The sequence below is a fragment of the Cryobacterium sp. BB307 genome (genome assembly GCF_012274275.1).
Lineage (GTDB): Bacteria > Actinomycetota > Actinomycetes > Actinomycetales > Microbacteriaceae > Terrimesophilobacter.
In genome coordinates this window covers 780188-794524 of record NZ_JAANZA010000001.1, presented here as the reverse complement: position 1 = coordinate 794524, position 14337 = coordinate 780188, and the positions used below count along the sequence as shown (strand labels likewise).

Sequence of the window (14337 nt, the reverse complement as noted above, 5' to 3'; positions counted from 1 at the left end):
ACCGCGGTTAGCGGCGGCGACCCTTCTTGTCGTCCTTCACGTGTCCACGGAAGGTGCGGGTGGGGGCGAACTCTCCGAGCTTGTGACCCACCATGGTCTCGGTGACGAACACCGGGATGTGCTTGCGACCGTCGTGCACCGCGATCGTGTGGCCAAGCATGGCCGGGACGATCATGGAGCGGCGTGACCAGGTCTTGATTACGTTCTTGCTCTTGGCCTCGTTCTGAGTAACGACCTTGCGAAGCAGGTGATCGTCAACGAAGGGGCCCTTCTTGAGACTGCGTGGCATCCTCTACAACTCCTACTTGCGCTTCTTGCCGACGGTGCGACGACGGACGATGAGCTTGTCGCTCTCGAGGTTTGGCTTGCGGGTACGGCCCTCGGCCTGACCCCACGGGGTGACCGGGTGGCGACCACCGGAGGTCTTACCCTCACCACCACCGTGCGGGTGGTCGACCGGGTTCATTGCGACACCGCGGACGGTCGGGCGAACGCCCTTCCACCGCATCCGGCCAGCCTTGCCCCAGTTGATGTTCGACTGCTCGGCGTTGCCGACCTCGCCGACGGTGGCGCGGCAGCGCGCGTCGACGTTGCGGATCTCGCCGGAGGGGAGACGGAGCTGCGCGTACGGGCCATCCTTGGCGACGAGACGAACCGACGAGCCGGCAGAACGGGCGAGCTTGGCGCCACCGCCCGGCTTGAGCTCGATCGCGTGCACGACGGTACCGACCGGGATGTTCTTCAGCGGCAGGTTGTTGCCCGGCTTGATGTCAGCCGACGGACCCGACTCGACGATGTCGCCCTGCTTCAGCTTCTCCGGCGCGATGATGTACCGCTTGGTGCCGTCGACGAAGTGCAGCAGCGCGATGCGTGCGGTGCGGTTCGGGTCGTACTCGATGTGAGCGACCTTGGCGTTGACGCCATCCTTGTCATTGCGCTTGAAGTCGATGACGCGGTACTGGCGCTTGTGGCCGCCACCGATGTGACGCGTGGTGATGCGGCCGGAGCTGTTGCGGCCACCCGTCTTCGGGAGCGGACGCAGCAGCGACTTCTCCGGGGTCGAGCGGGTGATCTCGGCGAAGTCTGCCACCGAGGAGCCGCGACGACCTGGCGTCGTGGGCTTGTACTTGCGAATAGCCATGTTTCTCTTCCTTCAGCCCTAGCCGACAGCCGTGAAGATGTCGATTGAACCGGACTTGAGGGTGACGATCGCGCGCTTGGTGTCCTTGCGCTTGCCGATCCCGAAACGGGTGCGGCGCGTCTTGCCCTTCTTGTTGAGCGTGTTGATCGACTCGACCTTGACGCCGAAGATCTTCTCGATCGCGAGCTTGATCTCGGTCTTGTTCGAGCGGGGGTCCACCTCGAAGGTGTACTTGCCCGCATCGATCAGGCTGTAGCTCTTCTCCGAGACGACGGGCGCGAGGATGACGTCGCGCGGGTCCTTATAGGTGGCGCTCATGCGCTGGCCTCCTCAGTCTTGTTCGCGGTCTTCGCGGCGACGAACGACTCGAACGCTGCCTTGGTGAAGACGATGTCGTCGCTCACGAGCACGTCGTACGCGTTGAGCTGGTCAACGGGCAGGACGTGAACGGTGGGCATGTTGCGCACGCTCTTGTAGCCGAGCTCGTCGTCACGCTCGATCACGATGAGCACGTTGCGGCTCGAGGTGACCGTGTCGAGCAGCTCCGAGACGACCTTCGTCGACGGGGTGTCGCCGACCACGAGGGACTCGATGACGTGGATGCGCTCGCCACGGGCACGGTCGGAAAGTGCTCCGAGCAGTGCTGCGGCGATCATCTTCTTGGGGGTGCGCTGGTCGTAGTCGCGGGGCTTCGGTCCGTGGACGATGCCACCGCCGCGGTGCTGCGGCATGCGGACGGAGCCCTGACGGGCACGACCGGTGCCCTTCTGCTTGAACGGCTTAACACCGGAGCCGGAGACCTCGCCACGGCGGAGCGTAGAGTGGGTGCCCTGGCGGGCGGCGGCGCGCTGGGCGACGACGACCTGGTGGATCAGCGGAACGTTGGTCTGGACGTCGAAGACCTCGGCCGGAAGGTCGACCGTGCCGGCCTTCTTGCCCTTGGCGTCGACGACGTCAAGCGTGTGAGCTGCGGCCATGGTTACGCCCCCTTCACTGAAGTGCGAACGAATACGATGCGGCCGCGAGCGCCGGGAACGGCACCCTTGACCAGCAGGAGGTTCTTCTCGGCGTCGACGGCGTGAACCGCGAGGCCCTGCACCGCAACGCGCTCGCCACCCATGCGGCCGGCCATCTTCTTGCCCTTGAACACGCGGCCCGGAGTGGCAGAAGCGCCGATCGAGCCGGGCTTGCGGTGGTTGCGGTGAGCACCGTGCGATGCGCTGACACCCTGGAAGTTGTGGCGCTTCATGGCACCGGCGAAGCCCTTGCCCTTGCTGGTGCCGACGACGTCGACCTTGGTGCCGGCCTCGAAGGTGTCGACCGTGAGCTCCTGGCCGAGGCTGTACTCGGCGGCGTCAGCGGTGCGAATCTCGGTGAGGTAGCGGCGCGGGGTCACGCCCGCCTTGGCGAAGTGGCCTGCGCTGGGCTTGTTGACCTTGCGCGGGTCGATCTGGCCGTAGGCGATCTGCACGGCCGCGTAGCCGTCGACATCCTCGGTACGCAGCTGCGTCACGACGTTCGGGGCGACCTCGATGACCGTGACCGGGATGAGCTTGTTGTTGGAATCCCACACCTGGGTCATGCCGAGCTTGGTGCCGAGCAGACCCTTGATGGTCTTGTTAGTGGCGGTAGCCATGTTCTCTACAGTCCCTATCCAGCTCAGAGCTTGATCTCGATGTTGACGTCAGCGGGCAGGTCGAGACGCATGAGCGAGTCGACGGCCTTCGGAGTCGGGTCGATGATGTCGATCAGGCGCTTGTGGGTGCGCTTCTCGAAGTGCTCTCGGCTGTCCTTGTACTTGTGAGGGGAACGGATCACAGTGACCACGTTCTTCTCGGTCGGAAGCGGCACTGGGCCGACAACCGTCGCACCCGCACGGGTGACCGTGTCGACGATCTTGCGCGCCGAGCTGTCGATGACCTCGTGGTCATACGACTTCAGTCGGATGCGGATCTTCTGTCCCGCCATAGCCTGACTCTCTCTCTGTTGTACGGGCGCATCCGGGAACCGGATGAACCTGTGCAGCTGAAAGCACTTCTGCTTTCGCACCACTGTTTTTCTGTCACACGCCCGGCGATATCTCCACCGGACGCAACGTCATTCACCGACCCCCGCGCTCGGGCGTGTCGCCCTCGCTGGACACACGTGTCACCACGGATCTTCGAGTGTCGGTTTTGTTGTTCTGCTACCCGCGGCCTAGGAAACGTGTCCTATGCACTGCCTGGATAGTGATCCGCCCACCTGCGCGGTGAAACGAAATGTTGAACTAGAAGAGTTTGCCACAACCCGGCATTTGCTGCAACCCGGGCGTGTCGCGGACTCCGCTTCACTCACTGTACCCCTCCCGCCTGCATGCCAGGTCCGGACTTCCGCCCCCACTGTGCCCATTCACGCCCGTTCCGGACATCCGCGCCCCGCCCGGACGGCCGCCTCCCTGCTCCGCAGCGCGCCCGTTCCGGACATCCGCGCCCGGCGCACCTGTCGCCCCTGTCCGGAGCTGCCGCGGTCCGCCGCAATTGCGCGCCGCCGACCCCTCCTCCACACCCGCATTACAAGAACGTGCCTGAGGGGCGTGCGAGCTTCGCCAGCCCCCGCAGAAGTGCGGCCGGCACGACCTTGCTTGTCGCCGGGTTCGATTCGTGCGGCAGGTTGGATACCGTGAACCCATAGCTGCCGGCGCTCCCCCGTGCGGCGATCTCGTGTGTGGTCAGCTCCGCATTCGGGTCAGCGATCATGGTCACCCTTGTCCGTTCCCACTCCCCGGTGGCGACCGCGAGCGCTACCGCCACATTCAATGACTTCGGGAACAGACGAATCGCGTCCTCGACCCCTCCGCTGAAGACCGTAGTCGGTTCATCGCTCCCCCTGAGCGCTTCCGCCTGTGCCGCGTCCATCCAGGGCTGCACCAGCGTTCGGGCCTTCTTCGTGGTCGTGAGTTCGATCGAGTCCAACCCACCGCCGAAAGCGGCCGCGCTCAGAATGTCGAGCCCGCCAATCGCCCCCGTGGTCAAGTACAGGGCCCCCGGGCCCTGTAGCAGCCTGGCGCGGACGTCAGCATCCGCAAGCGCTCCGATCGATGCGACGAACAAGTCTGTACCGGATGCGATGATGCGCGGACCGTGCTCAGTCACGGCGGCGGTGCCCGCGCACTCGACGACGATGTCGCTGACGGTCAGCGCGTCGTCCAGGGACAGACCCTGATGCGGGTGCGTGCCGGCGCCCGTCCGTGTGATGACGCCCGCCAGCCGAGCTCCCTCCACAGCACCCGCCGCAAGCGAGTTCGAGACGCTGGCACCGATCGCGCCGTATCCGAGAACCGCCACGTTCAAGGCGCTGCCGCTTGTCCACCCGCGTGCTTTCGTCACCCCGCCAAGCTACCCTGCCGGTCGAGAGAGGCGATGGGGTCAGGTTAGGAGTCGGATGCGCAGCCGCGGTAGGCCCGCGTCGTCCAGCAGCGCACGCAGCTCCATCGGGTTCATCGCCTCCTTCCAGCCCCAGCGCACGAAGCGGCGGACATGGCGGCGCACATCATCCTCGCGAAGCTTCTCCTTCCACAGCTTCTCCTCGGGCGTGAAGCCGCCGAGGTACTGCTCGCGCTCGTACTTGGCACGCCCGTCGAACTCCCCAACGACCGAATGCTCGGGCCAGTAGAAGTCCGTGTAGATATCGCCGCCGGATCGGTTGGTGAAGTGCGCTTGAAGCTCCGGCTCCGGGAACCCGAGCTCATGCATGACGACGCGACTCAGCGACTCCCCCGGCGAGTCAGATAGCTCCGTGGCGAACTCGAGCACCCGTTGTGCGCGTCGCATGTTGCTGAAGGGCCGCATCCCCGTGAACTCCGCCCACAGCTCGTCACGGCTCGTCAGGGGCGCCCGCGCCCGGATCGCGAAATCCGCAGCGGCTACGGCGCTTCTGAACGAGGCGGTGGTAGCGAGATCAATCACTGTGCGCGGCACGTTGGTCACGAGCATCCCGTCGACCTCGATGCGCGACGCCGCTGGCACGACACCCGCGTGCCGCCGAACGCCGTTGCGTGACCGGCCACCCGCGGCGGGCTCGATCGTGATGTGCACATCGCTCATCCACGAGTCGAGCGACGGGAGTCCGAGGATGGCCGCGGCCGACTGGTGCGACAACAAGGGCAGCTCTTCCGTGGCACGTGCGACCGCCTCGCAGCGTAGCCGGTAGCGCTCCTCGGCCGTCAGCGACTTCCATGGGCCGTTGAAGTACACGCCGCGGCGCAAGCGCACCGCGGTGCCGCGCTCCGCCGCGCGTCGCAGGCCGCGGTCGTCGATCCCGTGGCTGGCCAGGTCCCGGACGAAGATCAGTCCCGGCGGAATGTCGAGTTCCATCCGCCCAGTGTCGGGGCGGTGCGGCGCATCGGCGTCAGACGGCCGGCATCCGTGCTTGGGGCGAGGAAGACGCGAGGTGTGGAGGAGAGGAGGGCGGCGCGCAGTTCCGGCGGTACGCGCCACCTGCGGACGGACGCGCCCGGCGCACGGGTAGCGGATGTCCGGAACGGGCGCGCCACCCAGCATCCGGAAACGCAAGAAGGGCCGCACCCTCAGGTGCGACCCTTCTCGACGTTGTTCGAAAGAACTACTTGACGATCTTCGTGACCTTGCCGGCGCCGACGGTGCGGCCACCCTCACGGATCGCGAAGCCGAGGCCCTCTTCCATGGCGATCGGCTGGATGAGCTCGACCGTCATCTCGGTGGTGTCACCGGGCATGACCATCTCGGTGCCCTCGGGCAGCGTGATGACGCCGGTGACGTCCGTGGTGCGGAAGTAGAACTGCGGACGGTAGTTGCCGTAGAACGGGTTGTGACGGCCACCCTCGTCCTTGGACAGGATGTACGCGGTGCCCTCGAAGACGGTGTGCGGCGTGACCGAACCCGGCTTCACGACGACCTGGCCGCGCTCGACGTCCTCGCGCTTGGTGCCACGGAGGAGCAGACCACAGTTCTCGCCGGCCCAGGCCTCGTCGAGCTGCTTGTGGAACATCTCGATACCGGTGACGGTCGTCTTCTGGGTCGGGCGGATGCCGACGATCTCGACGTCCGAGTTGATCGCCAGGGTGCCACGCTCGGCACGGCCGGTGACGACGGTTCCACGACCGGTGATCGTGAAGACATCCTCGATCGGCATGAGGAACGGCTTGTCGCGGTCACGAACCGGGTCCGGGATGTTGTCATCCGCGGCCTGGATCAGGTCGAGCACGCTCTGGACCCACTTCTCGTCACCCTCGAGAGCCTTGAGGCCCGAGACGCGGATGACCGGTGCGTTGTCACCGTCGAAGTCCTGGCTGGACAGCAGCTCGCGAACCTCGAGCTCGACGAGCTCCAGGATCTCCTCGTCGTCAACCATGTCCGACTTGTTGAGCGCGACCATGAGGTACGGAACGCCGACCTGCTTCGCGAGCAGAACGTGCTCGCGAGTCTGGGCCATCGGGCCGTCGGTGGCGGCGACAACGAGGATCGCGCCATCCATCTGGGCTGCACCGGTGATCATGTTCTTGATGTAGTCGGCGTGACCAGGGGCGTCAACGTGTGCGTAGTGACGCTTCGGGGTCTCGTACTCGACGTGCGAGATGTTGATCGTGATGCCGCGCTGGCGCTCCTCAGGAGCAGAGTCGATCGTCGCGAAGTCACGCGGAACGTTGACATTTGACGGGTACTTGTCCGCGAGCACCTTCGAGATTGCTGCGGTGAGCGTCGTCTTGCCGTGGTCAACGTGACCAATCGTTCCGATGTTGACGTGCGGCTTAGTCCGCTCGAACTTGGCCTTAGCCACTGTGGTCCTCCTCAGGACTCTCGCGTAAAAGCTCCGGACACGGGTTTGTGCCCGGCGACTCTACTGGGATGTGTATTTATGTTACGGGATAGCGCCCCGCGGTAATTAACCGTCCGAGCTTAGCGAAGAATCAGGTGCTACTCGCCCTTGTTCTTCTGGACGATCTCGTCGGCGACCGCGCGCGGCACCTCAGAGTAGCTGTCGAACTGCATGGAGTACACCGCACGGCCGGAGGTCTTCGACCTCAGGTCGCCCACGTAGCCGAACATCTCGGACAGCGGAACCAGCGCAGTGACCACCTTCACGCCCGTTGCATCCTCCATCGACTGGATTTGGCCACGGCGCGAGTTCAGGTCGCCGATGACGTCACCCATGTATTCCTCTGGGGTACGCACCTCGACTGCCATGAGCGGCTCGAGCAGAACGGGGTTCGCCTTGCGAGCAGCCTCCTTGAAGGCCATCGATCCGGCGATCTTGAACGCCATCTCCGAGGAGTCGACGTCGTGGGCCGCACCGTCCAGCAGTGTGGCCTTGATACCGACCATGGGGTAGCCGGCGAGCACGCCCACCTGCATGGCATCCCGGATGCCCGCATCCACCGACGGGATGTATTCCCGCGGCACGCGACCACCGGTGACCTTGTTGTCGAACTCGTAGATCGTGTCTCCACTGACCTCGAGCGGCTCGAGCGAGATCTGCACCTTCGCGAACTGACCGGAGCCACCGGTCTGCTTCTTGTGGGTGTAGTCGTGCTTGTCGACGACGCGACGGATGGTCTCGCGGTAGGCGACCTGCGGCTTGCCGACGTTCGCCTCGACGTGGAATTCACGCTTCATCCGGTCAACGAGGATGTCGAGGTGGAGCTCGCCCATGCCCTTGATCAGGGTCTGGCCGGTCTCGGCGTCCTGCTCGACGCGGAACGTCGGGTCCTCTTCCGCCAGCTTCTGGATGGCGGTGCCCAGCTTCTCCTGGTCGGCCTTGGTCTTCGGCTCGATCGCGACCTCGATGACGGGCTCAGGGAAGGTCATCGACTCGAGCACGACCTGGCTGTTCGGGTCGCTCAGGGTGTCACCGGTGGTGGTGTCCTTGAGGCCGATCACCGCGTAGATGTGCCCGGCGCTCATCGCGTCGACCGGGTTCTCCTTGTTGGCGTGCATCTGGAAGATCTTCCCGATGCGCTCCTTCTTGCCCTTGGTCGAGTTGGTGACCTGAGCGCCCGAGTCGACGTGACCGGAGTACACGCGAACGTAGGTGAGGCGACCGAAGAACGGGTGAACGGCGATCTTGAAGGCGAGGGCCGCGAACGGATCGGTCGAAACCGGGTGCCGCTCGATGGCCTTGTCCTCGTCGCGCGGGTCCATGCCCTTGATCGCGGGAACGTCCAGCGGGTTGGGGAGGTAGTCGACGACCGCGTCCAGCATCGGCTGCACACCGCGGTTCTTGAACGCCGAGCCACACAACACCGGGTAGATCTCGCTGTTGATGGTCAGCTTGCGGATCGCCGCCTTGATCTCCTTGACGCTGAACTCTTCGCCGGAGAAGAACTTCTCGAGCAGTGCCTCGTCGGTCTCGGCGACCGTCTCGAGCAGCTTTTGACGGTACTCCTCGGCCTTGTCCTTCAGGTCGGCCGGGATCTCCTGCACCTCGTACTTGGCGCCCATGGTGACGTCACCCTTGGAGTCGCTCTCCCACACGAGCGCACGCATCTCGACCAGGTCGACAACGCCGACGAAGCCGCTCTCCGCGCCGATCGGCAGCTGCAGCACGAGCGGCTTCGCGCCGAGGCGCTTCACGATGGTGTCGACGGTGAAGTAGAAGTCGGCGCCGATCTTGTCCATCTTGTTGACGAAGCAGATGCGGGGGACCTCGTACTTGTCGGCCTGACGCCAGACGGTCTCTGACTGGGGCTCGACGCCCTCCTTGCCGTCGAACACCGCGACCGCGCCATCGAGCACGCGGAGACTGCGCTCCACCTCGACGGTGAAGTCGACGTGGCCGGGGGTGTCGATGATGTTGATCTGGGTGTTGTCCCAGAAGCAGGTGACGGCGGCGGACGTGATGGTGATGCCGCGCTCTTGCTCCTGCTCCATCCAGTCGGTGGTCGCGCCACCGTCGTGGGTTTCGCCGAGCTTGCGGTTGACGCCCGTGTAGAACAGGATGCGCTCGGTCGTCGTGGTCTTACCGGCGTCGATGTGCGCCATGATGCCGATGTTGCGGACCTTGTTCAGGTCGGTGAGCACGTCCTGTGCCACAGGGGGGTTTCCTTACTGTTGAGGTTGGGTCTTCGGATGCTGGGGCCGGGCGCTGCCGGAGCCCGAGACGGGCTCCATGCTGGCCGGCGGGGAGGCCACGAAATGGCCTCCCGCTCAGCTCCAGCGCGCTGTTACCAGCGGTAGTGCGCGAATGCCTTGTTCGACTCGGCCATCTTGTGAGTGTCCTCACGGCGCTTGACTGCTGCGCCGAGACCGTTCGAGGCGTCGAGGATCTCGTTGGTGAGACGCTCGGTCATGGTCTTCTCGCGGCGGGCCTTGGCGTAGGTGGTGAGCCAGCGCAGCGCGAGCGTGTTCGCGCGGTGCGGCTTGACCTCGACGGGCACCTGGTAGGTGGAGCCACCGACACGGCGGCTCTTGACCTCGATGGTGGGGCGCACGTTGTCGAGCGCCTTCTTCAGCGTGACGACAGCATCCGCACCGGTCTTGGTGGAGACGCCTTCGAGCGCGTCGTAGACGATGCGCTCAGCGAGGGCCTTCTTGCCGTCGAGCAGGATCTTGTTGACGAGCTGGCTGACGATGGGGGCGCCGTATACCGGGTCGCTGACCACGGGGCGCTTGGGGGCCGGTCCCTTGCGAGGCATTACTTCTTCTCCATCTTCGCGCCGTAACGGCTGCGAGCCTGCTTGCGGTTCTTGACGGCCTGGGTGTCCAGTGCGCCGCGAACGATCTTGTAGCGAACACCCGGGAGGTCCTTCACACGACCGCCGCGCACGAGCACCATCGAGTGCTCCTGCAGGTTGTGGCCTTCACCGGGGATGTACGCGGTGACCTCGGTGCCGTTGCTCAGCTTGACACGGGCGACCTTGCGCAGCGCCGAGTTCGGCTTCTTGGGGGTCGTCGTGTAGACGCGGGTGCACACGCCGCGCTGCTGGGGGTTGGCCTTCAGGGCCGGCGCCTTGGTCGTGACGACCTTGGGGTTCCTGCCCTTGCGGACCAACTGCTGAATGGTTGGCACTAACTGACTCCTTGGGTATAGATTCTCGCGATATTCGTTTGGTTTGGGTCTTCGTTGTTCGCTTCTCTTTGCTCGAGACCCGACCCACCGGCTGCACGCAAGAAACTCTTAGTACCGCTGGTTGGGAATGCTGTGGGGTTTGCATCGCACGCTGGGCGCGACTCTCAAACCGGCTTCGCAGTGTGTGCTCGAATCAGCACAGAAGTTTCGCGCACGACGAAACGCACGCCAGAAAAGAATACCCGGTCGGCCTACGCCGGTCAAATGACCGCATGTGCTAGCGCGCGCGAGAATTCACCAGCCTGAACACGGGCAGCAGCAGGATGAACAGTGTCGCGATGACGCCGGAGCTGATCACGAACGGGCTGAGCAAGTAATTGCCGAGGAACACGATGAACGCGGGCAGCCTCCCGGTCACGATCGCGTACATCACGGCGCCCGCGAGCGTGCTGAGCAGGTAAACCCCGAGCCCGGTTACCAGGGCCCGCGCGACGGGGAGGCCGCGGGCCCGGTCGGGACGCAGTCCGCCCAGCATCGCGAAGAACATGATGACCAGCGCCGTGCCGGTCATCGCAATCCCGACGAGCGGACCGGCATCCGGTTCGGACACGACATCGCGGTCGGTGAGCACGCTGATAATGCCGTAGGCGGCGACGAGCACCGCCCCGTACAGCACGGTCGTCATGACCGCGACGGACAGCCCCCGCGAGAACGGCTGCGGATCAGGCCGCGTTGAGTCGTTCAAGCTCGGCCTGCCGTTCGGCCGATTCGCGCTCGAAGTCTTCGCGCGCTTGCACGTTGCGGTCCTTTACCTTGCGCCCGCGCGAGCTGATGATCGCGCCCGACCAGATCGCCACCTCGCGGGCGAGGATCGCCGCGATGATCAGGAAAGCGCTGGAGGCGGAGCTGGCGAATGCCGTCGCCGCCTCGCCGGCGGACTGGGTCAGAGCGCCGTCCAGCAGCATCCGGATGCCGATGGAGCCCAGGTAGACGACCGCAGCCACGAGGAACGAGCCGATCACCCAGCTCCACCAGGCGGCGCGGTTCGCGATGAGCGCGTAGAGGATCATCGCGACTAGGAAGACGAGCACCGGGATGTAGAACAGCGGCGACACCAGGAAGTCTCGGTAGAGGTTGGTGAAGTCGCCGGCGCTGACGATGAGGATGGTCAGGGCCGATAGGGCCGCGTAGAGCAGCGCGAACGCGATGGTGGCGAGTGCGGCGATCAGGACGCCGAAGCCGCGATTGCCCTGGGCGCGCGGCGGAACCGGAGCCTGCACGTACACCGTGCGCACCGCCGGCGCGACCGGTGGTGTGATCGGCGGTGGGACGGGCGCGGCCGCCGGCTCGTAGGCGACCGTGTCGGTGTCGTACTGTCTCGTGCCTGAGCCGTCGCTTGCGCTCAGGTCGTCGGCGTAGACCGCGTCGGCGCTGGTGCTGACCTTGTCGTCGCGGTAGTCGGCTGGCTCGACGAGCGGTTCCGGCTCGCGGTGGTCCGCGTGGACCGCATCGGCGCTGGCATCGTCAGCGTAGGCGTCCGCATGGGCATCGTCGGAGGATTTGTCGTCGGCAGCTTGGTCGTCCGACGCCACTCCTCCTTCGTCGACCACGTAGACGTGCGACCCGGTTCCGGTGTCCTCGTCGACGACGTAGGCGGTGTCGGTATCCTCGACCCCGCCCGTCGCCTGGTCATTGTCGTGCAGCGGATCGTTTTTCTCGCCAGCCATCCGGCAGCCCCTCTCGACGCGTTGTCCTACCCCCAACAATAGGGGTCAACGAGCGATGGAAATCGATCATTCATTGATTTCCAAGGCGGCCCTGCGGTCGGGCAGCACGTAGACGAGCCCTTCGAGAGTTGTCGTCGTCTGCTCGCCGGCGATGACAACATCCAAGTCGGTCACCAAGTAGAGCCTGTTGCCCGATTGCACCATTTGGGTGAACAGCAGAGTCGCGTCACGTTCGCCTCGCACGGAGACGGAGATGGGAATGGAGACCATCCCGGTACTGCCTACCGTGGTCGTTTCTGCGGCGGTTGTCGTCTCAGTTACCGGAGCATCCGGAGCAGCCGGATCGGTTGCGGGGATCACGTCTCCCTTGCCAGCAAACGCGGCGGGGATATCCGCTCGAATTGACGTGATCTGCACCCCACTGCTCGTGGCAATGGCGTTGAGCTCGCCAAGCAACGTGGAGATATCGGCGTCGCTCGGGATGCTTCGTGACAATGCCGCCAGCTCGGTCTCGAGTTCGGGAAGGCGCTTGTCCAATTCCTTGAGCTCCACAAGCTTGGCTTCGTAGGCGCGGTTCACTTCCTCTACACCCGCGCGATCCGCATCAGCGGTTCGCGCCTGTGCCAATTGCGGGTCGACTCCGAGGAACCATCCCAATGCGAGCACCGCACCGATCACGAGGACCGCGGCGACCGTCATAATCCGTGACCGATTCATTCCTCGACCTCCGCATCCTTTGACTTTTCCGGAGCTTTCGCGTCTTCGAATCGAAGGGCATAGGCGTCGGAGTTCACAAGCAGCTTGACGCTGACCGCGTAGCCACCACCGTTCTCTGATACTTCCACGGGAGGTGCAACCCCGGCATACGCCGTCACTCCGGCCAGACGGTTGAGCCAGGCCTCGATGTCGGGCACGGTTTCGCCGACGACACCGATGGTCACCGATGCGACCCAGCCTTGTTGAAGCGGAATGTCCTGCACCGGCAGTTCCTCAACGGGGGAGATCGAGTCGATCACCACGGACACGACGGTGACTCCCTCGGGCAGAGTCGTCTCGATCTCTGCGAAGTATGCCTTCCAGTCGATCTCTGTCGCAGCGCCCTGCCTTTGTGCCTTCACAATGTCATCGATCTGGCCCGCAGTCTCGCGAGCGAGACTGTACTTGGCCTGTTCGCTGACTAGTTCGTCGGTTCGTGCCTGCTCGATCACCAGCGCTGTTTGGCTCGCGAGGGATTGCCCGAATGCGTACACCGAACCGACCGCGGCAACTCCGATAGCGGCAATCACGCCGTACACCAGATAGCGGTTGCGGCGTCTGTCGCGCACCGCTTGCCGAACCTCGCGCGGAAGCAGATCCGCGCGTGGGACTCCGCCTATGACGAGTTCTTGTTCCTTCTTCTGCTTGCTCATGAGCCGCTCCCCAACGCCAGCCCGACGGACACTGCCATCGTCGCCGCGACGGCCGGTTCAGGTGCCTGATAACCCCTGGCAGTTCCCACCTTCTGGAACGGATTGCCAAAGTCGACGGGAGTTCGCGTCATCTCAGCCAACACTGCGATGATCCCGCGGAGGCGCGCTCCGCCTCCTGTGAGAGTGATTCGGCCGATCTGCACGTTGGGTCGAGAGTTCGCAAAATAGTTCAGGGTGTTGCGGATGCTGTAGAGCAACTCACCTGAGAGTTCGAATACCGCTCTGGCGATTTGCTGCTGCTCTGCGGTGATGCCGGCAGGATCCATCCCGATGGTCCGCTTCAGGCTCTCGGCTTCTGTCACATCGACTTCGAGTTGCGCCGCGAGTCCGCGAGTGATTGCGTCACCTCCGATCGGGATGATGCGCACGAATTGAGGAACGCCACCCGTGACAAGCACGATGTTGGTCGTCACCGCCCCGATGTCGATCAGTGCGCTGGTCTCGGGTGTTGTCGTTCCGACAGCGCGCTGCATTGCGAACGGAATCAGGTCGACGTCAACGGGCGAAAGTCCGGCTTCCTTGAGCGCCGCGATATTCGCTTCGATGCCCGACTTGACGGCCGCAACCAAGAGTCCGGTCAGTACCGGCCCGTGCTCCCCTTGCCCTTCTGAAATCGGGTAGAAGTCCATCAGCGCGTCATCCACCGCAACTGGAAGAAGGTCCTGCACGTGCATCGGCAGAGACTCCCGGATGAGAGCGCGAGACTGGCGGGGAATCGTCAGGTCGCGAGCAAGCACCTTTTGATTGCCGATGCCGATAGCCACCTCTTTGGTCTTGAACCCGGCGTCGATCCAGAGTCGACGTAGCAGAGTCGCCACGGTGTTCGTCTCGATCACTTCACCGGCGTCAACCACGCCTTCGGGAATCGCCACCTCGCGGTAGCGAACCACTTTCGGCCGTGCCTTGTCCGGGTCCTCGAGCTCCACCGCCCTCAGCATGGTCTGGCCTATGTCCAGGCCAACGATTCGTTTCGGCATTG

At 64.5% G+C, this 14337-nt stretch carries 17 protein-coding genes; all 17 read right to left on the bottom strand.

Translation table 11 applies throughout. From position 1 onward, the window contains the following. Nucleotides 1–7 precede the first annotated feature (7 nt). The 17 genes from rpsS to pilM all read right to left on the bottom strand — a co-directional run bounded on the left by rpsS (nucleotide 8) and on the right by pilM (nucleotide 14335). Complete coding sequence (gene rpsS / locus HGK58_RS03895; RefSeq protein ID WP_168626208.1) at nucleotides 8–289, bottom strand: 30S ribosomal protein S19; 282 nt, start codon at nucleotides 287–289, stop codon at nucleotides 8–10. A 12-nt stretch (nucleotides 290–301) separates the two neighbouring features. Then, complete coding sequence (gene rplB / locus HGK58_RS03890) at nucleotides 302–1141, bottom strand: 50S ribosomal protein L2 (RefSeq protein ID WP_168626207.1); 840 nt, start codon at nucleotides 1139–1141, stop codon at nucleotides 302–304. Between the two features lie 18 nt (nucleotides 1142–1159). Further along, nucleotides 1160–1459 carry a 50S ribosomal protein L23 gene (rplW, locus tag HGK58_RS03885; protein ID WP_168626206.1) on the bottom strand — a complete coding sequence of 100 codons (300 nt, stop codon included), beginning with the start codon at nucleotides 1457–1459 and terminating at the stop codon, nucleotides 1160–1162. Continuing rightward, nucleotides 1456–2118, bottom strand: coding sequence for a 50S ribosomal protein L4 (gene rplD, locus HGK58_RS03880; protein ID WP_168626205.1), 663 nt, complete (start codon nucleotides 2116–2118; stop codon nucleotides 1456–1458). Before rplD ends, rplW begins: the two co-directional genes overlap by 4 nt. A 2-nt stretch (nucleotides 2119–2120) precedes the next feature. Next, on the bottom strand, nucleotides 2121–2777 hold the full coding sequence (gene rplC / locus HGK58_RS03875; protein ID WP_168626204.1) for a 50S ribosomal protein L3: 657 nt from the start codon (nucleotides 2775–2777) through the stop codon (nucleotides 2121–2123). Between the two features lie 23 nt (nucleotides 2778–2800). Beyond that, nucleotides 2801–3109, bottom strand: a complete 309-nt coding sequence (gene rpsJ, locus HGK58_RS03870; protein ID WP_168626203.1) for a 30S ribosomal protein S10 — start codon at nucleotides 3107–3109, stop codon at nucleotides 2801–2803. 581 nt (nucleotides 3110–3690) lie between these two features. Continuing rightward, on the bottom strand, nucleotides 3691–4506 hold the full coding sequence (locus HGK58_RS03865; RefSeq protein ID WP_168626202.1) for an aspartate dehydrogenase domain-containing protein: 816 nt from the start codon (nucleotides 4504–4506) through the stop codon (nucleotides 3691–3693). A gap of 39 nt (nucleotides 4507–4545) precedes the next feature. Next, entirely contained in the window at nucleotides 4546–5493 is a 948-nt protein-coding gene (locus HGK58_RS03860; RefSeq protein ID WP_168626201.1) for a type IV toxin-antitoxin system AbiEi family antitoxin domain-containing protein, read from the bottom strand. A gap of 247 nt (nucleotides 5494–5740) precedes the next feature. Next, entirely contained in the window at nucleotides 5741–6934 is a 1194-nt protein-coding gene (tuf, locus tag HGK58_RS03855; RefSeq protein WP_168626200.1) for an elongation factor Tu, read from the bottom strand. A 137-nt stretch (nucleotides 6935–7071) separates the two neighbouring features. Then, nucleotides 7072–9186 (bottom strand): elongation factor G, encoded by a 2115-nt coding sequence (gene fusA, locus HGK58_RS03850; RefSeq protein WP_168626199.1) that lies wholly within the window; start codon nucleotides 9184–9186, stop codon nucleotides 7072–7074. A 131-nt stretch (nucleotides 9187–9317) separates the two neighbouring features. After that, nucleotides 9318–9788, bottom strand: coding sequence for a 30S ribosomal protein S7 (gene rpsG, locus HGK58_RS03845; RefSeq protein ID WP_168626198.1), 471 nt, complete (start codon nucleotides 9786–9788; stop codon nucleotides 9318–9320). After that, complete coding sequence (gene rpsL, locus HGK58_RS03840) at nucleotides 9788–10162, bottom strand: 30S ribosomal protein S12 (RefSeq protein WP_168626197.1); 375 nt, start codon at nucleotides 10160–10162, stop codon at nucleotides 9788–9790. The genes rpsG and rpsL overlap by 1 nt, the downstream gene beginning before the upstream one ends. 277 nt (nucleotides 10163–10439) lie before the next feature. After that, on the bottom strand, nucleotides 10440–10907 hold the full coding sequence (locus HGK58_RS03835) for a DUF6121 family protein (protein ID WP_168626196.1): 468 nt from the start codon (nucleotides 10905–10907) through the stop codon (nucleotides 10440–10442). Next, the gene (locus HGK58_RS03830; RefSeq protein ID WP_168626195.1) at nucleotides 10885–11889 is read right to left on the bottom strand and encodes a hypothetical protein; all 1005 of its coding nucleotides are present in this window, start codon (nucleotides 11887–11889) and stop codon (nucleotides 10885–10887) included. The genes HGK58_RS03835 and HGK58_RS03830 overlap by 23 nt, the downstream gene beginning before the upstream one ends. Before the next feature lie 66 nt (nucleotides 11890–11955). Next, nucleotides 11956–12588 (bottom strand): type 4a pilus biogenesis protein PilO, encoded by a 633-nt coding sequence (gene pilO, locus HGK58_RS03825; RefSeq protein WP_168626194.1) that lies wholly within the window; start codon nucleotides 12586–12588, stop codon nucleotides 11956–11958. A 14-nt stretch (nucleotides 12589–12602) separates the two neighbouring features. Next, a complete protein-coding gene (locus HGK58_RS03820; RefSeq protein ID WP_168626193.1) occupies nucleotides 12603–13298 on the bottom strand; it encodes a hypothetical protein in 696 nt (231 codons plus the stop codon). After that, nucleotides 13295–14335: a type IV pilus assembly protein PilM gene (pilM, locus tag HGK58_RS03815; RefSeq protein WP_168626192.1), complete on the bottom strand. Its 1041-nt coding sequence runs from the start codon at nucleotides 14333–14335 to the stop codon at nucleotides 13295–13297. The genes HGK58_RS03820 and pilM overlap by 4 nt, the downstream gene beginning before the upstream one ends. Nucleotides 14336–14337: the final 2 nt, after the last annotated feature.